A 22,656-nucleotide genomic window follows, 5' to 3' on the forward strand; every position below is an offset into this window, starting at 1 on the left:
ATTGATAGCTGATAGACATCGATGAAATAAATGGAGGTTATCAAAAGGTGAAAATGAATGATCTACTACTCTATGGCTGTGTCATTATCGGAGCAGGTATTGGTTTGCTGACAGGGAACGCCTTTCAATTTGTGTTAATCGGGTTAGGTATAGGCTTTCTTCTACAATATTTGGCAGGTAAAAACCATCCTTAATCTGTTTCTTTTGGCTCTTATTTATTTGCTGCAACCATTACTTGATGAAAGGATGACTTCTATGCTTCATATTAATAAAGCCGCTGAATTAATGGGTGTCACAGTAAGGACGCTCCGGTATTACGATAAATTCGGGCTTATACAACCCGCTTCTAAAACAGAGGGCGGACACCGTCTATATGCTGTGGATGAGTTAAAGCGTCTTCAACAAGTACAATTCTTGAAAAAAGGTGGCTTCTCGCTTAAAGAAATAAAAAGAATATTGGACTCTCCTGATTGGAACTGGAGAGAAAGCTTAGAAAAACAATTGGCCTCTGTCCTGGAGGAACAGCAGAAACTAGCTGATATGGAAAGTGCCTTACGGGAACTGATTAATAGTATCTCTTTAGAGGGCAATAACGAGGACCGTGCTATCCAAAATCTTCTGCAGCTCTCAGCCCAGCATCAGGAAATAAGACAGCAATTTCGAAAGAACGTATTTACGGAGAATGAAATGACCCTTTTAGAGAAAATACCAAATCTGGCCAATAATTCAGCAGATACTCAAGAATGGATCAGCCTCATTGATCAGCTTAAACGGTGTATGCATGAGGGGGTGCACTCTCCTCATGTACAGATGATTATTCATAAAATGGATGAAAAACGGATGAATATGTTCAAGGAAGAAGAGGAATTTATCAATAAGCTTTGGAATATCCGAATGTCCCCGGAACAGTCACAAAAAATCGGAATGTATCCGATTGATTTAACAGTCCTGGAATTTATAAAGGATGCCTACGCTGTGTATGAAGCAAGCCATCAGACGGATGGTGAAAGAGGTTGAGCAGTTCATTACTTTATATGATTGGCGGCTTAGCTGTATTAGATATGCTGAGCCCTACCGCCCTCGGTGTTACTGTTTATATGCTATTAAATGATACTCGGAAAATTGCCAGTCGTTTATTCGTCTACCTTTTAACGATAGGCAGTATTTACTTTGCTTGCGGGCTCGTTTTAATGTTCGGGTTGGAATATGTCCTTAATTTTTTAAAAGATGCCCTCCAAAGTAAATTACTGAACTGGATTATATTTCTTATAGGCTTATTTTTACTTATCGGCAGCTTTTATGTCCCGAAACAAAATGGGAAATCACCTGTCATACCAGCTTCCGCCGGTATTTTGACTATGTTCGGTCTCGGTATAACAACTGCCTTGCTCGAAATGGGCATGGCCATCCCCTATTTTGCAGCGATTGGGCTAATGGTCACTGCTGATTTAGCTGTATGGGAATGGCTGCCGATCCTAATCGGCTATAACGTTCTTATGCTAATACCGCCAATTGTTTTATATGTCCTCCACTTGCTCTTTGCCGGCTGGCTGCAAAAACCTTTAAAAGCATTACGGAATAAATTAAACTCAAGTAAAGATTCCCCGCTTTCATGGGGGATGAGTATTATCGGTGTCGTTCTTATGCTGAATACGTTGGATTATTTATAAAATACGATTAAGGTATTCAATTACTGATACTGCTTCAGCAGGAATGACTAATCTTCTATTATCCCAAAGTTGTTCCGCGGGTTCTCCTTACTATGCTACAATATATTGGTAATTTCGTTTCAGATAGATTGTTTATTATTTTGAAGGGAGAATCGCAGAAAATGAAAACAGCTGCTTTTCCAGTATTAGAAACAGAACGATTGCTATTACGTAAAGTCACGCCAGAGGATGCGGCAAGCATGCTGACGTACTTATCAGACCAGAATGTCATGCAGCATATGGGTTTAGAGCCTTTTCAATCGATTTCTGATGCATTGGATGAGATTGCCTGGTATGAGTCGATTGTTAAAGAGGGAACAGGGATTAGATGGGGTATTACATTAAAGGAAGACGGACAGGTAATCGGGAGCTGCGGCTTTTTAAACTATGTGTCGAAACATCACCGTATTGAAATCGGTACAGAACTCAGCCGAGACTATTGGCATCAAGGTATTGCAAGTGAAGCATTGCAGGCCGTCATCCACTACGGTTTCAACAATTTAGAAATCCAGCGTCTGGAAGCACTGATTGAGCCGGCTAACTATGCCTCCCAGAAATTATTCGAAAGACAGGGCTTTATGAAAGAAGGCCTGCTTCGAAGCTATGAGTATACATGCGGCAAGTTTGATGATTTATATATGTATTCCCTATTAAAGCATGAGGTCAGCCTAAAAGAATGAAGAATGTAAAAGAAGTCCCCGCCAGTAAAGACGAGGGCTTCTTTTTATGCCGGCATTTTTGTATCTGTCGGTTTGGCATAGCCATCTTTATAATTCTCGTCAATTGTTTGACGAATTTCCTTCAATGACTTTCCATCCTTATGCATCTTTACCGAGTTGACAGCAATTTCAATGCAAACATTACAACGGGTACCGTGGTCATCCCAAACGATCTTCCCATCTTCCTTTACTTCCTGTATGAAGCAGTTCATATTGCTTTTATGCCCGGCTGATTCTCCGCAGCCGCAATAGCAAGGTATCCATTCCAATACTTCCGGTGCTTGGCCCGCGATTTGGTAAGCTGCTCTTATCAAATCTGTTTGATTGTCCAAAAATGACGGTAATACTGATGCACTGTCTGTCTCTTCCTGAATATCCCCTACTGCATAATCATGTCCTGCATGAGCTCCGGCTGCTTCTATAGCCTCTTTTTCTGAAGTTGCTGCATCTTCGTTATTACAGGCAGCCAGTAAGAGCACTCCGGCTAATAAAAATGACCACTTTTTCATTTAAATTCTCCTTATATGTTAAAAATCCTTATATCTATCATACCGAATTGGTAATAGAATGTGGAACTATATATGCGAAATGACAAGGGAAAGGATGTCTATTTTATGACGTTTCTGATGAATGGCTTGTACCTGTTCAGCTTATTTGTATGTAAAAATGCCGATTGTTTAAAAGGTGGTTTCGTTCTAAAGCTATTTCTTTCCAAGCTCCTGAAAATATGCTTGCAGATCAGCCGGCAATTCATTTACTTGGATAATTTTCAGCTTTTCGGTACCTGGTGTTGTTCTAATTAAATAGGCTGTGTCCTGAAAATCGAGCACCGTAAACTGGGAAATCTCCTGTGGATGGTTTTTCACATTGCGGATATATTCATAATCAGCCTGTGAAAAAGCTTCCGTTCCTTCCCCGGCTACTAGCTGTTTTACTTGCTCATACTCATCTGTATTATAGATGGCACGATACATTTCGATTGAATTAGATGGTGATAGATAAATTTTATGATAAATAGATGATAGTAGAACGCCTAGTGATAGACCAAGTAAGATATAGCTCGTCGCTTTTTTCCTCAAGGATCAATCCTCCCTTTCTTTTATTCCTTCTGCTTCAGTTCAACAGGCAGGCAAGTTTTTTGATAGACTGAATCCGTAAAGGTGTCATATAGCAGCCTGTTTCATTGTATCATATTTGTCTCTATAGCTTTTGACAGGATAAGCCTACATGATATCACAAAAAGTCCAGTATAGAGTTTACACTATACTGGACTACAGCAAATATATTACTTAACATTTGTAAATCCGCCATCAATGCGGATGACTTCCCCATTAATATACTGCGCCTTGGAAGTCAGAAGGAATGCTACAAGCTCCGCTACCTCTTCTGCTGTACCCAATCGTTTTTGAGGGATTCCTGCTGTGGCATTTTCTTTCATTTCGGGATTTGCTTCATAGAATGCTTTTACCATTGGCGTTTCTGTTGGTCCCGGGGCAATGGCGTTAACACGCAGGCCATCCTTGGCATATTCCGCTACCATACTTTTTGTCAGGCCGACAATCCCATGTTTTGTTGCAGAATATGTCACAACGGAATCTTGACCGATGACCCCAGCGCTTGATGCTGTATTGACAATAGACCCACCGCCGTTTTTCAGCATCACTTCTGCCACATAGCGTACACCATATAACGCACCGAGCAAGTTAATACCGACAATTTTTTCGATTTCTTCAATAGAAGAATCTAAATAATATGCCCCACTTCCAGAAATACCTGCATTATTAAAGAAGTAGTCAATCGAACCAAAATGCTCTACAGTTTGATCAACATAGTGTTTTACCTCTGCAGCCTTTGATACATCTGCTTTTATGAAAACGGCATCCGCACCTGCCCTCTTCACCAGCTCAACTGTTTCATTTCCACCTTTTTCACTTACATCTACTACTGCGATATTTACGCCCTCTTGTGCTAAACGTACGGCAGTTGCCTGTCCTAAACCACTTCCGCCGCCAGTAATGATTGCTGTTTTACTCATGGTTAAACCTCCTTGAGAGTACTGTCCTGCCTATTCATTATTTCCTCAAAAAAAATTGCTAAAACTTATCACCATAATTTTAAACAGCAATTTCTCCATTAAATAAAACAGCACCACTTCCTTTAGCTTACAGGCAGTGGTGCTTATAAATTAGCGTGAGTAGCGTTGTGTAGAATGTGTCCACCGATAGATTCCTTTACTATTCTTTGGAGTGTATCGTGATATCAATTTATTAATTACGTAATAAAAACGGAATGACCGATTGGATCTGTAGTAATGGCTGTCCGGATTTTTGTGTTAATGCAAGAATCACGCCGCCTTCAATAATGGCGATGAGAGAGATACTAATATTTCGTGACTTTACTTCGGAGTAACCATGTTCCTGCAGCTTTTCAACATAAATATTCTCCCAGCAAGCAAAGGTTTCCTTGCAAGCTTTGCGCATTGCCTCATTTTCAAAAGCTGACTCAGCTGCCATTAAACCAAACGGGACAACGGAAAACCATTCCTTATGTACTCGTTCCTCTGAGTTAAATATCCCTGCCAGCATTTGCAAATTCTGTTGAATAGCTTTAAGAGGCTCCTCAGTTCCTAAATTTTCTCTTAATTTATCTGCAACAAGATTTCTTGAGATCGTAATTGCTTCAATGGCCAGTTGCTCTTTCCCCTCAGGAAAATGATAATAAAGAGATCCCTTTGGCGCCCCAGATTCTTTCAGAATTTGATTTAACCCTGTTGCATGATAACCTCTTAAACAAAATAGCCGTGTAGCTGTTAATAATATTTTTTCTCTAGACTGATTCTGGTTCAATGCGATACCTCCAAAATTAGCAATGGCTCCTCATCATTTTAATTAGCCCATTTTTAAAAGTCAATTGAGCAGTAAATGATGGTTCTGTATTATGCTGCCGCTATCTCTTTCAGATCTAGCTTCTTTTTTGTCCAGATAAGCGTAAATAATAGAAACAGCTCAAAGGCATTTGTAATAGCATTGCTGTCGATATGATGCGGAACAGCACTGGCGAAAGCCATAACGGCTGTACCGACAAGCATCCAAGGCCATTTTGCCTTCCACCACAGCATAATGCCGGCAGTGAGCAGAGCGAAAAGCACCATAAGGATCATAACCGGCGGACCGGATGTTTCTCCGGCAAATGTATAGCTTAAAGCTCCGTATTCTTTTATAGGTTCTAAAATAAGTCCGTGTATTTCCATTGTGTATTCAACAATCATTGCGGTAATCGTAAATAAAACACCAATTAATAGAACCCATGATTGTTGAGCCCATTTAATATTTGCACCAGACATGGCGCATACAGAAAATAAAATGAGAGTTGGCGTAAACAACGCGTGGAACCAAAAGCGGAGCAAGTTTAGAGTTTCTAGAATAGGTCCTTCACCTATAGCTATACCAAGCGCATAAACAGTATTATCATAAATGAGTGCTGCAGCAACCAAATAGATCATACTAGACAAAGTCCACTTTTTATTGGAGCGCAGTCCCCAAATAACTAACAGTACATAACCAACTGCAAATAAACCGAAAATAAAAGAGTCCATTACAACACCTCCATTACCTGTATACCCAATCATTCTTTATTAATTCTTTCCACCTGCACGACTTTCCTTACTCTTTCAAAGAAAATATAAAATCCCTAGATGATTTTGCGTGTAGTTTATTTGTTCGTTGATTTATGTGGGGCGTGATTATGAAATAAATAAGTAATTAAAGTCGGATAATATGTAATAAAGTCTATTTTGATCTTCTTCCTACATTTAAATTTTTCCATTCATTATTTGTTCGTGAATAGGCATTCTAATATATATATGTTATAATTAGCTTTTACTACGTATAAGGACGTGACTATTTTGATTAAAATTGAACTACCAAAACCAGACCTTGTGATCCGTCAGCGCGAGCAGGTTTTGAAACCTGGCGATGTACAAATTACCCCTTATTTCGGGTTTATCGACTTCCATAAAATTACGCGTGACAAAGGCGGCATTTTCTTCTTTTATAATGAGAAAAATGAGCTTCTTTTCGTTGGGAAAGCGCGTAAAATCCGTCAACGTATCAAAAAGCATTTCGAGGATAATGTATCCCCTATGAAAAATCACCGTGATGAAATCTTTAAAATCGAAGTGTATGAAATTGAAGATCCAATGGAACGTGAAATTTACGAAACTTATGCGATCAACACTTTACGTGCTAAATACAACACGGAGAAGGTTTTCTATTAATTACTGACCTGTCTCCTTTCGCCAAAAACTTTTGGTTGATATCATACAGCGTAGCGCAGAGACAATGCTCTCTGTGTTTTTTTCTGAACAAATATATTCATGTTATTTAGTTAACATAATAATATTATTAAGGAACATCCATTTCTCTTCTATTTAGTAAGAATCCTATTTTATGGCAGTTTTTTGTTTTACAGTTTATTTACATAATAACTAGCTGCTTATGGTACTTCCCCTCATTACAAAAGAGGTGTCCGAGAACTCTCGAACACCTCCTTTCCAGTTATTTTTCGCAGGCAATTCCATCTTTATCGCTATCTAGCTTACTATTAAGCTTATAAAGGTTGGCATTCACAGTAGCATTTGAGGATTTGTATGTGATTTTTCCATCCTTTTGGCTCTTCACTGCATTTTTCTTATCCGCAGCTGATCTTACTCCATATTTATGAACGGCATTTAGCTCTTTGCAGCTTTTATAGGCCACATTACCTGCTGCTTCTGCCTCGTTCGTTGTAGTAACAGCTGGAGCTGCGATACCGAGTGCCACAACTGCTGCAATAATGACTGACTTTTTCATATTGATTCCCCCTGTTATCTTATCATAAAGGGGCTGCAGGAAAATATCACTCATATTTTTTTGCTATAAATAGATTACTATTATTAACTATTTATGAAACTGTGTTTCCTATCTTAAAAGAGAGATTCAAGCCTGGACCTGCTTCTCTGTAGCTGCTTTTTGCATATTCATTCTTTTAACGATAAACAGCAAAATTATAATACCAAGTAGACATGTAGCACTCCCGGCTCCTGCGAGAACTGCGGAAACTCCAAGCCATTTAGCGAGAAGTGCCCCTGCTGTCGGAGCTATCAGCATCGAGAAAGTTTGAAGGGATGTTGCGACTGCCGATACTCTTCCCATCATTTCTTTCGGTGTTTCAGACTGCAGGATAAACCCATAAGGTACTGATTCGCCTGATCCCAGCAATCCAAGGAAAAAGGCGCCCAACATCCAGCCGACAGGAGGCAGCTCGATAACATTCATACTTCCCATTCCCATCAATATAATGAGAAAACCACTGAAAACGGCTGCTGTAGCCATAAAATGAATCGGCTTACGTTTCCATTGTGTCCAATTTCCCATAAGAAGGGATCCTACAACACTCCCAAGACCAACCGCACTGATCAGCACACCGAAATCTCCTTCACTGAACCCAAGCTTTTGTGCCACAAAGATAAAGAGCCCGTCGTATAGAAATATAATGAAAAAGGCGATCGCTGATAGAATAACAGAGATTTTTAATAATGGAGTCTTCGAGATATGCCGGAATCCGCCTAATAGTTCCCCCCAATACTTCTGCTTTTTTGCGCTCTCTTTATCGTTATGTTCTTCGGTTTCATGTAATACAGGTAGCTTCAACAAAAACAAAATGGCTATCATAAAACCGACCATTTCAACTATGAAAGGACTTCTTGCACCGAAAAAAGCAATAATTCCACCGCCAAGAGCCGGACCGACAATTTTCATCGTGTTCATTGAAAGCTGGCTCAATGTTACCGCCTCAGGTAACTGCTCTTCCGAGACGGTATGCCGAATTGCACTTTGACGTGCGGGGTCATAAATTGCCGCTACCGTCCCTTTTAAAAATACGAAAAGTAACAAAATATATAAATTAGGGGCAAAAAATAACCCTGCCACGAATACAATCCTCAATATTAAACAGGTAATCATCACGTGCTTTTTCGGAAGTCGATCAACAAATACACTGGCGAACGGACCGACAATCACCCATGGCAGTCCGATAACTACTATGACTGCGGCTATCGCTGTTTCATCCAGCCCCCATTGATAAGCCACAATCACCTGAATAGCCAAAAAATCAAGCCAGTTCCCTAAATCAGAAAATACTTGTGCACCGAATAAGGAACGAAAGGAACGCTCCTTTAAAGGCTTGAATATCCCCGCTTTCATCTAATCATTCACCCCTTCTTGCTGCACAGCTGCCCGACGCCTTGCAAGCAGCTTTTTAGTCATATCCTGTGGATCCTGGCCTTGCGGAAGCTGATTTTTTTGTAACGCTTGAATTGACTCTTCAATCCAATTGAGTTCAGCTTCCAATCGGGTTTCTCCGTAACGGATGGCCAGCATGCCATAATCACTTATATAGGAAGTGCCATTTGTAGGCCAATTTTTAACAAACTCTAGTAAATCTCCGGTTGTCTCCTTTCTTTTTAATAAATGATCGATTAAAACCTGTGCATCCATATCTTCATGCCATGTAGACATCTTCATAAGCAATTCGTCTCTAACTACAGGATAAGCGGGTGTCAGAGTCAGCCATTTTTCTAATTCCCTCCACCCTTTTGGAGTCAGCTCATATTGTTTTTTTCTACGTCCTGTTTCTTCTTCATTTATCGTATAGATGTAGCCTTGTTCCTCGAGCTTTTTTAATTTAGGATAAATGCTTCCGTAACTCATCCCCCAATAAAGTCCGGCAGCCTTGTGCTCGAACTCTGCCTTAATGTCGTAGCCTGTGCTGGGCCAATAGCTTAAAATTGCGAGTATGGAATGCTCAATTGACATAGTTTCCTCCTTATATATCAAAGTGATATATCATCCTGATGTATATCATATGATGAAATATTCTGAAAATCAATAAAAATTAACCTTAATTTGTAAATTTTTTTACATACTTTGAAAGCTTTCCCCTACCGAAAAATTTAGCCTTTCGCTGTTATTTTGGTTATTTCTTTAGCTATTCATTCTTTTTTGTTTTTTTTCTTGGAAATCTCCCCCTGAACTGACCAGCAACAATTGGTGTAAACTGTCTATTGGTGTTTACATAAGCCTTTCCACGTTCATCTTCTCTACATTCTAATGACACCAGTTTTGTTTGGAATAAATCTTTACCAGAAAATGCTGCCATTCCTTATTTAAAAGTGAACGCAAAAACTCTATTTTGAAAAAATAATCAAAATAGAGTTTTGCACTTTAGCTAAATATGTGAATTTTATATAAAATCTTGTTCTTTCCCTAGGAATGTTGTTTCAAAGCAAAGTGTATAGATTAAAGGATGAAAGAAAGGCGAAACCTAATAATGCTCATAATGATTTGATATTAGCTAAATGTTTTATGTATGAAAGCAATGCGTCAGTGCCATTTTTTGCTGTCCTTCTCTTTTACAAAGGAATGGATTATTATTAAACTGATTTATAAAGTTAACGTGCACAATAATTTGGAGAAATACAGAGATTTCTATAAAATCGTCTGCATTTTTAAAGAAATTCTCAACAATTAAGTAAGAGGCGCTCTTAACAGTTAAAGCGACTTTCTTTATGGTTGTTCGTATCCTAATTGTCTTGAAATTTCTATAGTCGCTTTTAATAATTCACCGACGAAAATATCAATATTTCCTCCTTGATAATTTGCTTCAAATCCTGCAATTCCCATCGCTGCTACGACTTCCCCTAGATGATTGTAAATTGGTGCTGCCACAGCAGATATATGATTTTCCAATTCTGAATGGCTGATTGAAAAACCTTGTTGCCTTTCCTGCTTAATCCTCTTAAATAACTTTTCCATATCAGTAATCGTACCCTCTGCGTAAGATTCGAGTTCGACTGACTCTAAGAATACGTTGATTTCATATTCTGGCAAAAACGAAAAGATTGCTCGAGGACATGCTCCTACATATAGCGGGCTCTTGTGTCCGATTGCTGTATTAATTCGTACTTTTTGCTTCTCATTAATTATCTCGACATAAATCGCTTCTTTGCCATCACGAATAGCTAATATAACCGCTTCTTTAAAATCCTTATGTATTCCTTGCATAATCGGATATGCAATTTTCCGTACATCTAGCCTGTTGGAAACGAGATGACCAAATTTGAGAAAAAGCATATCTAAACGATAATTGTCGTCAGCCCCCTTTTTTATAAACCCGATCTCTTCTAATGTTTGTAACATTCTATAAACAGATGTTTTTGGAATCTCTGATAATTTAATAATCTCATGAAAGGATAATTCGGTATGATCAATAAATAGATTTAATATATCCATGGAACGAACTACCGTTTTATTTTTATTCATCAATTCAGAAGTATATTCCTTTCCATTTTAATTTCTACACCATCCTTTTACGAATAAAGTCTTTATTCAAGTTAATTTATCCTAAATCATTTCGTGAATATTTAAACCTATAGTCTAAAAAGCTACTTCAAAGATTGATATTTTTTGAAGTAGCTACTGTATTATAGCTTTCTATACATTTCCGGTACCCTGGATTCGAATATAGGTACTTCTTTTCTTATTTGCGGTACTTTATGTAAATCCAAAGTGGCTTTTAATTCACCAACTTCTTGATCCAATTTCAGAATAATGTCTCCCCATGGATCTATGATTTGTGAGCAGCCTGCAAATTCTACTTCTAGCTTTGTCCCTGTAATATTGGAAGCAACAACATACATTTGGTTCTCGATAGCACGTGCACGAAGTAACGTATTCCAGTGATTTTTTCTTGCAAGCGGCCATTCTGCTACGACATGCAGAACTTGAATACCTTGTAATGCTAAATCACGAATAATTTCAGGAAACCGTAAATCATAACAAATAATAACTCCCATTCTCACCCCCTCAAGTTCAAATACTTCAACTTGGTTAAGACCGCCGCTTAAAAATTCTGGCTCGTTTAGCATGGGAACAAGGTGCATCTTATCATATCTGTGAACAATTTCACCTGTGCGATTTATAATAACAGCTCGATTAAAGATATCTTGGCCTTCTAATATGGCAATTGATCCGCCAACCAAGTTTACATTGAACTTTTTAGCCATCGATTGTAAAAATTCAATAGATTGATAACCATCCATTTTGCAGATTTCCCTCAATTCTTCCAAAGCATAACCAGTGGACCACATCTCAGGAAGTACGACGACATCTATATCATCACTGCAATTCATCTTTAACCAGTTTTCAATAGTTCTCCTGTTTTCTTCAGGTTTTCCTATTTCTAAATCCATTTGGAATACTAAATAATTCACTTCGATCACTCCTCATTTGTATTTAATAATGAAGTATCAGGTTTTACAAACAACCATAAGATAGCTGCAGCAAAGACAGGAATTATAGTTAGCCCCAATGTGATATTCCATCCAAACTTCTCAGCTAGCCAACCGCATAATAACGGTGATAAAAATGCTCCTAGATTTCCCCATAAGTTCATCCAAGCTGATACGGAACCAGAAAAGTTTCTCCCTAAGTCTGTAGCAGAAGCCCAAGAACATACTACTGTAAAACCTAATGACCCTAGGCATATTGATAACCATAAAACATTCATATAGGGCGATACAGTTATAACAGCCAGGTACATTGAAATAATAAATATAATTAAACCTACTATAGCTAAAGAAGATCTGGAAATTTGTTTTGAAAACCCTTTACGTACTAGACTGTCAGAAATCATACCTCCTGTCATTACTGTTATTAATATTGCTAACCATGGCAGGCTTGCAGCAAATCCCATTTTGGTTAAAGAAAATCCTCTGTCTTCAAGTAAGTATGTGGGTAACCAAACTAAAAAGAATGTTATAATATATAACACAACAAAATATTGCAGTCCTAATGCCCAGAATCTATAGCTTTTTAGAAATATATTCCATGGGGCTCTAGCCTTATCAGTATTAACAATTTCTCTGCCTTCCAATATATATTCTTTTTCTTGTTCATTCACTAGTTTATGAATTTCAGGATAATCTCTAGCGATCACCCACCATACAACCGCTATGAGTATCCCTATAGCCCCGAAAATATAAAATACCGCTTGCCAGCCAAAATATTGATAGATATAAACTGTAACAATAGGAGCTATAACTGGTCCAAAGTAGGAGCCAGCCAATAAAGCGCTAGATGCTCTAGCTTTTTCATCCCTTCTAAACCAATTTGTATTAAATACAGCATTAGCTGGAAACATCGGGCCCTCACCAATTCCAAATAAGAATCTCACCGCAAATAATAATCCGTGAGATTTAACTAAACCAGTCAAACCTGTAAACACCGACCACCATATTAGAGCAAAAGTGATCATTTTTCTTGGTCCAAATTTTTCTGCCAAAAGTCCTGCCGGAATTTGAATTAACGCATACCCCAAGGAGAATAAAGAAGCAAGCATCCCAAACTGAACTTTATCTAGACCTAAATCATCCATCATTGGCTTTGCAATTATCGAAATATTGGACCTATCCATGTAAGCGATTACACCAATAATAAAGAAAAAGAATGCTAATCCCCATCTTACCTTTGTTGGTTTCTTTTTCACATAAAGTCCCCCCTTTAATTAATAATTGAATAATAATGTCTAATTTTTCTGTTTAACATGGGGTGTTCAATTTCGTATTCGAATTTTTCCCCAAAAATGAAACCATTTTTGGTTGGTACAGTACCGGAAAATATTACAGTATTTTCTAATTCCTTTTCTCCTAATTTGTCCAGTTTCTCTAATAAAACCTCAACTTCTAAAAGTGCTTCTAAAGTGTCTTCTTGATACAGAACTTTTTCTCCATTAGTAGTTACATAGGAACGTAAAATAATGTTATTCCAGTCTTCTTTCAAATCTGCTAGTTTCCAGAAATCTGATGCAATCGGTTTATCACAAATTAGTTTAGACTTCAAAATATCTTCTTTTTCTACTTCTCTATCCGTATGATCGCTTCCCAAGGTAACTAACCATTCCTTTCCATCATGAAATAAAATATATTCTGCTTCACCAGAAGAATATTTGCTACCTTGACAATCATGAGAAAAATTAAGCTGTTCTATTTTTTGTGGATATATCATGGGTACATTAGGTGGAGGTGCAATTCCTAACTCGCTTAATTCATCTATGTGTTCTTGGATTTTCTCTATATTTCTCCCCCCATACCCTACAACAATTACTTTTTTTATATCAATTACTTGCTTTTTGACTTCTCCATTGGAAAGATGTATATTAATCTCTTTCTTCATTTGGATTCCCCCTTAATTGGTTGATAATTACATTCTTCGTATTTCCGACATGGTTATTTGAGGCTATCAGAAGTTGATTAATATCTTGGGATTTTAAAGCTTTTATAATTTCCTTGTGTTCAGAAATTGTCTCTTCTATTCGCGATTTTTTAGTTATTGCTTTTAACCCAAACCATCTTATTTGATCCCCAATTTCCTCGAACCATTTTTCTAATCTCTCATTTTTAGCAAATAAAACAATTTGAGAATGAAACTCCCGATCTAATTCAATAAATTTTTGGAGATTATTTTTATTTTTTTCTTGTTCCTCAATAAAGTCTTCTAAAATTTTTATTTGTTCCAACGTAATATTTCCACATATTTTTTCAAGTGAAAAACGGTCAAAAATCATCCGTATTTCCATGACTTCTTCTACATTTTCTTCTGTAATTTCATTAATAAACGTACCAACGCGCGGCTTAGAAATTACCCATTTTTCTCTTTCTAACAACGATAGAGATTCCCTTATAGGAGTTCTACTTATCCCCAACTTTTCGCTTAGATCTCTTTCATATATTGCTTGGCCAGGCAATAGTTCATAATTCAAAATGGCATTCTTAATTGCCTCAAAAGCTATATCTCTCAATGCTTTACTCGTCTCTATTTTTTTCATAGTAACCTCCTGGTATGTGGTATACCAAGTGTACTTTAAATACCAATTTCATTCAATTCGAAATAGAGTGTTTTTTTATCTTATTTGTACACAATAATTATAGCTTCTAAAGTCTCTACTATCGCTGTCTTTAATCCCTTTCTGGTATGTGGTATACCAGAAAAAGTGAAGAAATAGGTTACTACCAATTTAAAATAGAGTATTTATAATCACTATTTTTCCAAAAAGCCATTTTTTAAAGACTTATCCATCTCTTGTTATCATTGGCCACCTCCTTGGTATGTGGTATACCAAGTATACTGCGATCATAAAATTCGGTCAATTCTAAAATTTATTAAATACGTAATCATTTTATTGTTCTATGTATTAAGATTTCTCTACCAAGGTAATATTTTAAAAAAACAAAACGATATTATACTCTTGATCCTCCTTATGCCCATTCATAACTCTATGTTTTAAGTATATCTGGTACGCTTTATATATAACCAGAATATCCTGTATCCCTTTTATTTCGGTCTCACCATTTTTATTAATAGCAATCTTAAAAAAATAGCCCCTTAATAATCTTACTCTCATACATGATATACACTAATCTTTATTTTACCGACTTCTGTTTAAAACGCTTATTCCCTTTATGAAAATGCACCCTTGAGCATTTTTCGCTCAAGGGTCCTCCAAATAGTTTTATCGATCTTCCTCCGTATTTCTGCGCCGCATTTCCCGGAGGATATCCGAAACAATTCGGGTAATAAAATAAGCGGTGCCGATCAGGCCGAAGATACCGAGAATCATCATCCACGTCGAATGGCTTGCATAAATCATCCCTACAATAAAAAGTATGAAGAAAAAAATGATGCCTGCTATATAAGATACCCGCATAGTATTTACCTCCTTGCATTGTTTTCCTAAAGCTTCTTTTCTTCCACCATTACCCGAAATGCATCTTTTTATAAGACCGATTAATTTTTTGCTATAAAAATGTATACGAATAATAAAAAATTTAAAATACTTTTACCAAATATAATTGTATGATAAAAGTGTATAAAATTAGGAACTCCCATCATGTTTTTATGTCGGATAGTGCGCAAAATAGGGGTGTGTAATACATTCTCAAATGATAGAATTATTGTTATATTTCAAAATGAAAGAAGGAAAAATAATGGAGACTTATGCAGATGTATTAATCGTTATCGATTTACAAAATGGTGTATGTTACAGCGGCGAGCATTTATATAATCTAAAAGATTTGCTCAATAAAGTAAATAATAGAATTGCTTTATATAGAAAATTACATAAACCTATCATTTTTGTTCAGCATTGTGATGAAGAATTGGTACCTGAAGAGGAACCATGGGCGATTAATGCCAATCTAGATGTTCAAGAAGAAGATTTTTTGGTAAGGAAAACACATGCGAATTCCTTTTATAAAACGAACTTACAAAGTCTTTTAGACCAATTGTCTGTCCATCAAATTGAGTTTTGCGGTGCCCAAACTGAATATTGTATGGATGCCACGATTAAGTTCGCACATGGATTGGGATACGAGAGCTTTATGGTACAGAAAGCAACCTCTACTTTGAATAATCCTTATATGTCTGCAGAAGAGACAATTGATTTTTACGAAAATATTTGGAACAATAGATTTTTACAACTGATTGAAGATAAATCCTAGACTGATTGTTTATCTAACAATGTTAAAGACTGGTTTCATCATTAAGGACGATACTATGGTTACAAAAAATGACCGATAAAGGAAAATTTCACTTTTAAGAAATGTTTCGTAACCATCTATAAGCATGAAAAATAGATGGTTACTGTATTCCTGGTCATAAATTCTTATTATATTTGCACAGTACAGGCTGCCTGGTGGATGACAAACGGCCGTGATCTGTCAATGCCTTAACCATAACTCCAGGGTTTGAAAGAGACTTGTGCTTTATTCTTTTAACTTTACAATAATAAGAGCCTTGAGACGTGAGCTTTCAGGTTTGAACCTTCAGCTTTGAACTTTCAATTTGAGTACTGAACCAAGTTAAAAGTTGTTTGATTGGTGTTTATTGTTTCAACTCGTTAACACCAAAAACGAGCGACTGATCGTTTTTTGTTTTCGCCAGACCATGCAATTTTCTTATAGCATTACTTCAATAAAAGTAGTCGCATTGGATTCAGATAGTACTGCATCGACTTCTGATTCAAACTCGTTAATTTGGTCCTCCAATGTTTCGATACTTTTTTTCACCTTCATCGGATCCAGCAACTCGTATTCATTTCTCCTCATGAAAGTTTCTGTATGCAACGCTACCTCTTCCGGCGTCTGTTTCTCTTTGTTTCCTAAAATATTAACAAGATATGTCTCCAGTTTTTCCGGCAGCTCATCATTGTTTTTCGCTACACGCTGGACTGCATTGTTATATTGTTGATGCAGAGTAGCCAAAAGGTTTTTCTCATACTGGATTGACTGTTTCCGTTCAATTGCTTCGGCAACAGTCATTTCGCGGCTGCCAACCTTTACTACAGTTTTTGCATTAGATTCCACTACTAGAGCCTTCAAACGATTTCTGTAATTTATCAATCCTGTTACTTTGTCATAGGAGCTTTGCATACTTTTGACAAACTCTGCTATTTCAACCCCATTGATTTTTTTGTCATTTTTGCGATGTGCAGCAACTGCGGTAACAGCTCGATTTGCCTCTTCAATTCGTTTTTGCAGCATCTTTAGCTCTGTCAATGCGCGGTGAATCGTCATTCTTTTTGTTTCTGACATATCTATCCCTTCCTTCGTCTGAAATTTCCTTTTGAGTATGTACGAATTAAACGTCGAAAAAAGTAATGGTTTTCTTATCGAAAAACCATTTACAGCTACCAATTATTGTACTTGACTACTATATATTTTTCCAGTAATGATGAATACTAGCTTCCAATTTACCGGAAAAATATAGATTTTCTCCATTTTTCTCACAAAAGGGTTTCCAAAATGAAAATGAGGGTATGAGGAATATGGTAGAGTCTTTACGAAAATGAAGGGAATGATGTTGACATGTTGAAATGGTATCAAACAGTGTTGGCAGGAGTAGGTGTGGTAATTGGAATTACAACAGGAGTTCTTCTCTATACCAACTTTATTTCCACATTTTAAATGAGAGGGCAAGCCTGTAGAGAGGCTTGCCCTCTTGCTTTTCGTTATAGGCATGCTATGCAGCTTGCTGGATTCCAAAAACAATTTTGCATCCGCCATCGCAGCTATGCAACAACTAAAATATGTTTATTTTAGTTAACTATTTTACACAGCAAAAGCCCGAATGTTAAGAGTGTCTCTCAACATTCGGACTTTGTTTATAAGGAAATAGCCGAAATATGCGCTTTCCTGTTAGGTGTGATTATACCGGACTGACACCATGCTTGCGCTCTGTGAAAGTCATTTCTTTTGTTTTGTAGGCATCCAACCGTAGTTCCAGCGTTTCACGCAGGGCGTTCGGTTCAATCACATCATCAATAATTAACTCAGAGGCTAAACGATACACATCAATTTCTTTTCGGTATTCTTCACGCTGCTGTTCGATAAAGGCCGCTTGTTCCTCTTTAGGCAGTGCTGCAATTTTATTGGCATATACAGCGTTAACAGCTGCTTCCGGTCCCATTACGGCAATTTGCGCTCCTGTTAATGCAATACATACATCAGGTTCAAATGCAGGGCCAGCCATCGCATAAAGGCCTGCACCATAGGCCTTGCGGACAATAACCGTAATTTTCGGCACTGTCGCCTCGCTCATCGCAAAGATCATTTTCGCACCGTGGCGGATGATGCCCATTTTTTCTACCTGTGTACCGATCATAAAGCCTGGTACATCTGCCAGGAAAATAAGCGGAATATGGAATGCATCACACAAACTGATGAATTTAGCGGCCTTGTCCGCCGAATCATGGAATAACACGCCGCCTTTTACCCGCGGCTGATTAGCGATTATGCCGACGGACTGTCCGTTAATACGAGCAAAGCCCGTAATAATTTCTGCTGCGAACAGTTTCTTGACTTCACAGAATGAGCCTTCATCGATAATACGGTCGATCAGGTCATGCATATTGAATGCCGCATTCTGATTGGCAGGAATAATTTCCTCGATAGATTTTTCAAACGTAGCAGGCATCTTCGGTTCTTCTACCTTAGGCTTGTGTTTAAAGTTATCCGGGAAGTAGCTAATATATTGTCTTGCATAGGCAATTGCTTCTTCCTCTGTCTTTGCTAAAACATCCCCACAGCCTGAGATCGAGCAGTGCATCTTCGCGCCGCCCATTGTTTCCAGGTCTACTTTTTCCCCGATAACCATCTCAGCCATCCGAGGCGAGCCAAGGTACATAGAGGCGTTCCCTTTTACCATTACAACAACATCACAGAAGGCTGGAATATATGCCCCGCCTGCTGCTGAAGGACCGAATAAAAGACAAATCTGCGGAATACGGCCTGATAATTTTACTTGGTTGTAAAAAATACGGCCTGCTCCACGACGTCCCGGGAACATTTCTAATTGGTCTGTAATGCGTGCACCAGCTGAATCCACTAAATAAAGGAGCGGAACCCCAAGCTTTTCAGCTGTTTCCTGGATGCGGATAATTTTTTCAACAGTTCTCTTTCCCCAGGAGCCTGCCTTGACTGTTGAATCATTTGCCATTACACATACAGTTCGTCCGTGAATTTTCCCAATACCCGTGACAACCCCATCTGCTGGCAGGTCGCCTGCAAGTACATTGGCAAACGTTCCATCTTCAGCCTGCAGCCCTTCATCAAATAGCAGCTCTAAGCGCTCGCGGACAAATAACTTCCCTTGTTCCTTATTCTTTTCGTGATATTTTTCATGACCGCCCTTTAACACGGTATTCTTCATTTCTTGGTGTGTATGATCAGCTGTCAATTTCGTCATTTCTCTCATCCCCCTTTTATTTGCCACTATAGATCGGTGAACGTTTTTCCTGAAAGGCCTTTAATCCTTCCAGCCGGTCTTCTGTTTGAAGTAATCGACTATAGGCTAATGATTCAATTTGCAGTGCTGTCGAGATATCTGTCTGCATTCCTTGATTAATTGCTGTTTTTGCCTGAATGAGTGAAAGCGGGGCATTTTTCGCCATTTCACGTGCAAGTTCTGTTGCCTTTTCTAATAACTCCCCAGGTTCTACAATATGCTCGATAATTCCGTATCCAAAAGCTTCTTCAGCTGACAATCGGCGGGCTGTATAGATCAGCTCCTTCGCTTTTCCGATACCAATCAGACGGGGAAGTCGCTGTGTTCCCCCTGCTCCCGGAATTATTCCGAGTGCAGTTTCCGTCAGGCCGAGCTTTGCAGTACTGCTGGCCATACGGATATCACATGCAAGGGCCAGTTCTAAACCACCGCCGAATGCTACACCATTAATGGCTGCAATAACCGGCTGGGCAAGCGATTCGAAGTGGTTCACCGTTTTTCCGATCAAAGCAATCGTCTTACGTGTTTCTTCTTCATTCATTCCTTTTCGTTCCTTTAGGTCTGCCCCTGCACAAAATGCCTTTTCACCATCGCCTGTCACTACAACAGCACGTATTGATCGGTTATAGTGAATCGATTCAAGTGCTTCGTTGATTTCGTGCAGCATTTGAACGGATAGTGCATTGGCAGCCTCTGCTCTAGTGAACGTCATGATGGCTATATCGTCTTGTACCTCTACTTTTACGAAATTCGGCATGATTGTTCCTCCCCCCGTGCAATGGCTGCCAGTTTGGATGATAGCTTTTTACCGATTATTCCTTCTATAGAAAGCGCAGTTTGCTGAATCTTCTTTAGATTAACGCCTGTTTCAATCCCCATTTCATGAAGCAAATAAAGCAAGTCCTCTGTTGCCACATTGCCCGATGCTCCTTTAGCATAAGGGCAGCCGCCTAAACCGCCAATGGCACTATCAAACTTTGTAATCCCATGGCTTAGGCTTGTCATGACATTGGCCAATGCCGTACCGCGCGTATCATGAAAATGCATCGCCAGCTGCTCCGCTTTATAAAAACTCAGCATCTCCTGAAGCAAGGCATCTACTTGAGTCGGCACGCCAACACCAATTGTGTCACCAAGTGATATTTCCGATATTCCCATCTCAAATAATTTCTCTGCGACATATACTACCTGTTCCGGTTTTGTATAGCCGTCATAAGGACATGAGATCACAGTAGAAATATAGCCTCTCACTGTCTTGCCTGCTGCCAGTGCGCCGTCTACTACTTCTTTTAAAACCGGGAATGTCTCGTCTATTGATTTATTAATATTCGATTTATTATGGCCTTCACTTGCCGACATAAAGACACTTACTTCATCGACTCCGGCATCAAGCGCCCGTTCTAGCCCCTTGCTGTTCGGTACAAGAGCAGCATAGGTAATATCGTCATGTCGCTTAATCTCCTTCAAAACCTCGACGGCATCTGCCAGCTGTGGAATCCATTTGGGATGCACGAAGCTAGTCACTTCAATGTAGTTAAGCCCTGTCTCACTTAAACGGTTAACAAGCCTGATTTTTTCTTCAGTCGGAATAAACGTCATTTCATTTTGCAGGCCATCACGTGGTCCTACTTCTTTTATTTGTACTTGCTTCGGCAGCTGCATAGACTACACTCCCTTATTCGATTTCGACAAGATCATCGTCTACGTTAATGAAATCACCTTCAGCAGCAATAACTCGCTTTACAGTGCCAGCTTCTTCCGCTGCAATCGGAATCTCCATTTTCATCGATTCCAAAATAACAACGTCCTGACCAGCTGCTACTTGGTCCCCTTCTGCCACTAAAATCTTCCATACTGTTCCTGCCATACTCGCTTTTACTATTGTCATATATTATCCCTCCGCGTAAAATAAAATGTAGAGAAGCGGCACGCAGTAGATGTGATCTCGCCAAAGTTCAATCTTTCGCGCCTCTTCTCTTTTATTTACCAACTGTTGATGCTTTTGGTAAATAATATTCCTCTACAAATTTTGTTGTTGTGATTCCGGATAAGAACTGTTCATGTGTCACTGTTTCAAGCAGCATCGGGATATTTGTTTGAATACCTTCTACTACATAATTGCGTAATGCATCTGCGAGTTTTGCGCAGGCTTCCTCGCGCGTCGCTCCAAATACGACAAGCTTGCCAATCATTGGATCGTAAAAAGGAGTTACATCACTTCCTGTTTCTACCGCAATTTCATGACGGATTCCTTCTCCTTCTGGTAATACAAGTTTCGTGATTTTTCCCGGTGAAGGGAAGAAAGTGACTGGATGCTCTGCATAAATACGCACTTCAATCGCGTGCCCTTTTTTCTTAATATCCTCTCTTGTGAAGTCAAGCTTTTCGCCATTGGCTACTTTAAGCTGCTGCTCAACAAGATCCAGACCTGTAATTTCTTCAGTGACCGGGTGCTCCACTTGTAATCTAGTATTCATTTCAAGGAAATAGAAGTTTTGATCACGGTCTACTAAAAACTCAATTGTGCCCGCATTTGTATAGCCGATATGCTTTGCTGCATTCACTGCTGCATCAAGCATTTTAGTACGTGTTTCCTCAGAAATGAATGGAGAAGGCGCTTCCTCCACAACCTTCTGATTGCGGCGCTGAATGGAACACTCACGCTCGTATACAGGTACGACATTTCCGTGTGTATCAGCCAGCACTTGCACCTCTACATGATGTGGCTCTGCAATGAATTTCTCAATGAACATCGTTCCGTCACCAAAGAAGCTTTGCGCCCGTTTTTGGTTACCTTCAAACGCTTTCCGTAGTTCCTCTTCATTGCTTACCAGCTGCATGCCGATTCCACCACCGCCTGCTGAAGCTTTCAGCATCACTGGATAGCCGATTTCTTCTGCCACTTTTGCTGCTTCATCCGTATCTGCAATTGGCTCATTGACACCCTGCACAATCGGCACCCCTGCCTGCTGCATTGTTTTGCGTGCTTCCAGCTTGCTGCCCATTGACTGAATGACATCTGATTTTGGTCCGATAAATGTCAGCCCCGCCTCTTCCACACGTTTTGCAAATGCCGCATTTTCTGATAACAGTCCGTAGCCGGGATGGACAGCATCCGCCCCCGTCTGCTTTGCGACATCCAAAATAGCATCAATGTTTAAATAACTTTGAGCTACAGGCGGCTTACCGATACAGAAGCTTTCTGTCGCTTCTTTCACATGGAGGCTGTTAGCGTCTGCCTCAGAATAGACTGCTACCGTTTCGATACCTAACTTGTCACATGTTCTAATAATGCGGCGTGCGATTTCGCCCCGATTAGCGATGAGTACTTTTTTGAACATACTAAACCCT

The 22,656-nt window shown here is 38.9% G+C and carries 27 protein-coding genes; 6 read left to right on the forward strand and 21 right to left on the reverse strand.

Going from position 1 to position 22,656, the window contains the following annotated elements:
* The first annotated feature begins 53 nt into the window (after window positions 1-53).
* The 4 genes from BOD01S_RS23370 (at window position 54) to BOD01S_RS13255 (ending at window position 2,389) form a co-directional block, all read left to right on the forward strand.
* Window positions 54-194 (forward strand): hypothetical protein, encoded by a 141-nt coding sequence (locus BOD01S_RS23370; protein ID WP_169745635.1) that lies wholly within the window; start codon window positions 54-56, stop codon window positions 192-194.
* Window positions 195-255: 61 nt separating this feature from the next.
* The gene (locus BOD01S_RS13245; RefSeq protein ID WP_036159196.1) at window positions 256-1,017 is read left to right on the forward strand and encodes a MerR family transcriptional regulator; all 762 of its coding nucleotides are present in this window, start codon (window positions 256-258) and stop codon (window positions 1,015-1,017) included.
* Window positions 1,014-1,670 (forward strand): GAP family protein, encoded by a 657-nt coding sequence (locus tag BOD01S_RS13250; RefSeq protein ID WP_036159198.1) that lies wholly within the window; start codon window positions 1,014-1,016, stop codon window positions 1,668-1,670. Before BOD01S_RS13245 ends, BOD01S_RS13250 begins: the two co-directional genes overlap by 4 nt.
* A gap of 161 nt (window positions 1,671-1,831) precedes the next feature.
* Window positions 1,832-2,389: a GNAT family N-acetyltransferase gene (locus tag BOD01S_RS13255; RefSeq protein WP_036159200.1), complete on the forward strand. Its 558-nt coding sequence runs from the start codon at window positions 1,832-1,834 to the stop codon at window positions 2,387-2,389.
* 44 nt (window positions 2,390-2,433) lie between these two features.
* On the opposite strand, the gene BOD01S_RS13260 is transcribed toward BOD01S_RS13255, so the two are convergent.
* From BOD01S_RS13260 to BOD01S_RS13280, 5 genes are all read right to left on the reverse strand, one after another.
* Window positions 2,434-2,937, reverse strand: coding sequence for a PCYCGC motif-containing (lipo)protein (locus BOD01S_RS13260; RefSeq protein WP_036159202.1), 504 nt, complete (start codon window positions 2,935-2,937; stop codon window positions 2,434-2,436).
* A gap of 192 nt (window positions 2,938-3,129) precedes the next feature.
* The gene (locus BOD01S_RS13265; protein WP_052125012.1) at window positions 3,130-3,507 is read right to left on the reverse strand and encodes a hypothetical protein; all 378 of its coding nucleotides are present in this window, start codon (window positions 3,505-3,507) and stop codon (window positions 3,130-3,132) included.
* A gap of 206 nt (window positions 3,508-3,713) precedes the next feature.
* Window positions 3,714-4,463 carry an SDR family NAD(P)-dependent oxidoreductase gene (locus BOD01S_RS13270; protein WP_036159204.1) on the reverse strand — a complete coding sequence of 250 codons (750 nt, stop codon included), beginning with the start codon at window positions 4,461-4,463 and terminating at the stop codon, window positions 3,714-3,716.
* Between the two features lie 232 nt (window positions 4,464-4,695).
* Window positions 4,696-5,274 carry a TetR/AcrR family transcriptional regulator gene (locus BOD01S_RS13275; RefSeq protein ID WP_036159205.1) on the reverse strand — a complete coding sequence of 193 codons (579 nt, stop codon included), beginning with the start codon at window positions 5,272-5,274 and terminating at the stop codon, window positions 4,696-4,698.
* 89 nt (window positions 5,275-5,363) lie between these two features.
* Window positions 5,364-6,023, reverse strand: coding sequence for a hypothetical protein (locus BOD01S_RS13280; protein ID WP_036159208.1), 660 nt, complete (start codon window positions 6,021-6,023; stop codon window positions 5,364-5,366).
* Window positions 6,024-6,332: 309 nt separating this feature from the next.
* On the opposite strand from BOD01S_RS13280, the gene BOD01S_RS13285 reads away from it, so the two are divergent.
* Window positions 6,333-6,704, forward strand: coding sequence for a nucleotide excision repair endonuclease (locus tag BOD01S_RS13285; RefSeq protein WP_036159210.1), 372 nt, complete (start codon window positions 6,333-6,335; stop codon window positions 6,702-6,704).
* A 280-nt stretch (window positions 6,705-6,984) separates the two neighbouring features.
* Here BOD01S_RS13285 and BOD01S_RS13290 read toward each other — a convergent pair whose 3' ends face one another.
* The 10 genes from BOD01S_RS13290 to BOD01S_RS13335 form a co-directional block, all read right to left on the reverse strand.
* Window positions 6,985-7,278 (reverse strand): excalibur calcium-binding domain-containing protein, encoded by a 294-nt coding sequence (locus BOD01S_RS13290; RefSeq protein WP_036159212.1) that lies wholly within the window; start codon window positions 7,276-7,278, stop codon window positions 6,985-6,987.
* Window positions 7,279-7,404: 126 nt separating this feature from the next.
* Window positions 7,405-8,670, reverse strand: coding sequence for an MFS transporter (locus BOD01S_RS13295; protein ID WP_036159214.1), 1,266 nt, complete (start codon window positions 8,668-8,670; stop codon window positions 7,405-7,407).
* Window positions 8,671-9,282: a PadR family transcriptional regulator gene (locus tag BOD01S_RS13300; protein WP_036159215.1), complete on the reverse strand. Its 612-nt coding sequence runs from the start codon at window positions 9,280-9,282 to the stop codon at window positions 8,671-8,673.
* 172 nt (window positions 9,283-9,454) lie between these two features.
* Window positions 9,455-9,625: a hypothetical protein gene (locus tag BOD01S_RS23375; RefSeq protein WP_156117073.1), complete on the reverse strand. Its 171-nt coding sequence runs from the start codon at window positions 9,623-9,625 to the stop codon at window positions 9,455-9,457.
* Between the two features lie 407 nt (window positions 9,626-10,032).
* Window positions 10,033-10,788 carry an IclR family transcriptional regulator gene (locus tag BOD01S_RS13305; protein WP_233153055.1) on the reverse strand — a complete coding sequence of 252 codons (756 nt, stop codon included), beginning with the start codon at window positions 10,786-10,788 and terminating at the stop codon, window positions 10,033-10,035.
* A gap of 161 nt (window positions 10,789-10,949) precedes the next feature.
* A complete protein-coding gene (locus BOD01S_RS13310) occupies window positions 10,950-11,738 on the reverse strand; it encodes a carbon-nitrogen family hydrolase (RefSeq protein ID WP_036159217.1) in 789 nt (262 codons plus the stop codon).
* A 5-nt stretch (window positions 11,739-11,743) separates the two neighbouring features.
* The gene (locus BOD01S_RS13315) at window positions 11,744-13,012 is read right to left on the reverse strand and encodes an MFS transporter (RefSeq protein ID WP_036159218.1); all 1,269 of its coding nucleotides are present in this window, start codon (window positions 13,010-13,012) and stop codon (window positions 11,744-11,746) included.
* A gap of 14 nt (window positions 13,013-13,026) precedes the next feature.
* Entirely contained in the window at window positions 13,027-13,698 is a 672-nt protein-coding gene (locus BOD01S_RS13320; protein WP_052125013.1) for a DUF2848 family protein, read from the reverse strand.
* The gene (locus tag BOD01S_RS13325; RefSeq protein ID WP_036159219.1) at window positions 13,682-14,350 is read right to left on the reverse strand and encodes a GntR family transcriptional regulator; all 669 of its coding nucleotides are present in this window, start codon (window positions 14,348-14,350) and stop codon (window positions 13,682-13,684) included. Before BOD01S_RS13325 ends, BOD01S_RS13320 begins: the two co-directional genes overlap by 17 nt.
* A gap of 684 nt (window positions 14,351-15,034) precedes the next feature.
* Window positions 15,035-15,229, reverse strand: coding sequence for a hypothetical protein (locus tag BOD01S_RS13335; protein WP_036159221.1), 195 nt, complete (start codon window positions 15,227-15,229; stop codon window positions 15,035-15,037).
* A 280-nt stretch (window positions 15,230-15,509) separates the two neighbouring features.
* On the opposite strand from BOD01S_RS13335, the gene BOD01S_RS13340 reads away from it, so the two are divergent.
* A complete protein-coding gene (locus BOD01S_RS13340; protein ID WP_036159222.1) occupies window positions 15,510-16,022 on the forward strand; it encodes a cysteine hydrolase family protein in 513 nt (170 codons plus the stop codon).
* Between the two features lie 456 nt (window positions 16,023-16,478).
* Here the strand turns inward: BOD01S_RS13340 and BOD01S_RS13345 are convergent, their stop codons facing one another.
* The 6 genes from BOD01S_RS13345 to BOD01S_RS13370 form a co-directional block, all read right to left on the reverse strand.
* Entirely contained in the window at window positions 16,479-17,114 is a 636-nt protein-coding gene (locus BOD01S_RS13345; RefSeq protein WP_036159223.1) for a hypothetical protein, read from the reverse strand.
* A 613-nt stretch (window positions 17,115-17,727) separates the two neighbouring features.
* Window positions 17,728-19,266 (reverse strand): acyl-CoA carboxylase subunit beta, encoded by a 1,539-nt coding sequence (locus BOD01S_RS13350; RefSeq protein WP_088321707.1) that lies wholly within the window; start codon window positions 19,264-19,266, stop codon window positions 17,728-17,730.
* Window positions 19,267-19,282: 16 nt separating this feature from the next.
* Window positions 19,283-20,062 (reverse strand): enoyl-CoA hydratase, encoded by a 780-nt coding sequence (locus tag BOD01S_RS13355; protein ID WP_036159225.1) that lies wholly within the window; start codon window positions 20,060-20,062, stop codon window positions 19,283-19,285.
* Window positions 20,047-20,967, reverse strand: a complete 921-nt coding sequence (locus tag BOD01S_RS13360; protein WP_036159226.1) for a hydroxymethylglutaryl-CoA lyase — start codon at window positions 20,965-20,967, stop codon at window positions 20,047-20,049. The genes BOD01S_RS13355 and BOD01S_RS13360 overlap by 16 nt, the downstream gene beginning before the upstream one ends.
* Window positions 20,968-20,980: 13 nt before the next feature.
* The gene (locus tag BOD01S_RS13365; RefSeq protein ID WP_036159227.1) at window positions 20,981-21,193 is read right to left on the reverse strand and encodes an acetyl-CoA carboxylase biotin carboxyl carrier protein subunit; all 213 of its coding nucleotides are present in this window, start codon (window positions 21,191-21,193) and stop codon (window positions 20,981-20,983) included.
* A gap of 91 nt (window positions 21,194-21,284) precedes the next feature.
* Window positions 21,285-22,646: an acetyl-CoA carboxylase biotin carboxylase subunit gene (locus BOD01S_RS13370; RefSeq protein WP_036159228.1), complete on the reverse strand. Its 1,362-nt coding sequence runs from the start codon at window positions 22,644-22,646 to the stop codon at window positions 21,285-21,287.
* Window positions 22,647-22,656 lie beyond the last annotated feature (10 nt).

Origin of the sequence: Lysinibacillus odysseyi 34hs-1 = NBRC 100172 (assembly GCF_001591965.1) — a bacterium.
Lineage (GTDB): Bacteria > Bacillota > Bacilli > Bacillales_A > Planococcaceae > Lysinibacillus_B > Lysinibacillus_B odysseyi.

Bases quoted from the DNA above. Each gene is read 5' to 3' on its own strand.
- BOD01S_RS23370 (WP_169745635.1), top strand. From the start codon at position 54: ATGAATGATCTACTACTCTATGGCTGTGTCATTATCGGAGCAGGTATT.
- BOD01S_RS13245 (WP_036159196.1), top strand. From the start codon at position 256: ATGCTTCATATTAATAAAGCCGCTGAATTAATGGGTGTCACAGTAAGG.
- BOD01S_RS13255 (WP_036159200.1), top strand. From the start codon at position 1,832: ATGAAAACAGCTGCTTTTCCAGTATTAGAAACAGAACGATTGCTATTA.
- BOD01S_RS13260 (WP_036159202.1), bottom strand. From the start codon at position 2,937: ATGAAAAAGTGGTCATTTTTATTAGCCGGAGTGCTCTTACTGGCTGCC.
- BOD01S_RS13270 (WP_036159204.1), bottom strand. From the start codon at position 4,463: ATGAGTAAAACAGCAATCATTACTGGCGGCGGAAGTGGTTTAGGACAG.
- BOD01S_RS13280 (WP_036159208.1), bottom strand. From the start codon at position 6,023: ATGGACTCTTTTATTTTCGGTTTATTTGCAGTTGGTTATGTACTGTTA.
- BOD01S_RS13290 (WP_036159212.1), bottom strand. From the start codon at position 7,278: ATGAAAAAGTCAGTCATTATTGCAGCAGTTGTGGCACTCGGTATCGCA.
- BOD01S_RS13295 (WP_036159214.1), bottom strand. From the start codon at position 8,670: ATGAAAGCGGGGATATTCAAGCCTTTAAAGGAGCGTTCCTTTCGTTCC.
- BOD01S_RS13300 (WP_036159215.1), bottom strand. From the start codon at position 9,282: ATGTCAATTGAGCATTCCATACTCGCAATTTTAAGCTATTGGCCCAGC.
- BOD01S_RS23375 (WP_156117073.1), bottom strand. From the start codon at position 9,625: ATGGCAGCATTTTCTGGTAAAGATTTATTCCAAACAAAACTGGTGTCA.
- BOD01S_RS13305 (WP_233153055.1), bottom strand. From the start codon at position 10,788: ATGAATAAAAATAAAACGGTAGTTCGTTCCATGGATATATTAAATCTA.
- BOD01S_RS13320 (WP_052125013.1), bottom strand. From the start codon at position 13,698: ATGAAGAAAGAGATTAATATACATCTTTCCAATGGAGAAGTCAAAAAG.
- BOD01S_RS13325 (WP_036159219.1), bottom strand. From the start codon at position 14,350: ATGAAAAAAATAGAGACGAGTAAAGCATTGAGAGATATAGCTTTTGAG.
- BOD01S_RS13335 (WP_036159221.1), bottom strand. From the start codon at position 15,229: ATGCGGGTATCTTATATAGCAGGCATCATTTTTTTCTTCATACTTTTT.
- BOD01S_RS13340 (WP_036159222.1), top strand. From the start codon at position 15,510: ATGGAGACTTATGCAGATGTATTAATCGTTATCGATTTACAAAATGGT.
- BOD01S_RS13345 (WP_036159223.1), bottom strand. From the start codon at position 17,114: ATGTCAGAAACAAAAAGAATGACGATTCACCGCGCATTGACAGAGCTA.
- BOD01S_RS13350 (WP_088321707.1), bottom strand. From the start codon at position 19,266: ATGACGAAATTGACAGCTGATCATACACACCAAGAAATGAAGAATACC.
- BOD01S_RS13355 (WP_036159225.1), bottom strand. From the start codon at position 20,062: ATGCCGAATTTCGTAAAAGTAGAGGTACAAGACGATATAGCCATCATG.
- BOD01S_RS13360 (WP_036159226.1), bottom strand. From the start codon at position 20,967: ATGCAGCTGCCGAAGCAAGTACAAATAAAAGAAGTAGGACCACGTGAT.
- BOD01S_RS13365 (WP_036159227.1), bottom strand. From the start codon at position 21,193: ATGACAATAGTAAAAGCGAGTATGGCAGGAACAGTATGGAAGATTTTA.
- BOD01S_RS13370 (WP_036159228.1), bottom strand. From the start codon at position 22,646: ATGTTCAAAAAAGTACTCATCGCTAATCGGGGCGAAATCGCACGCCGC.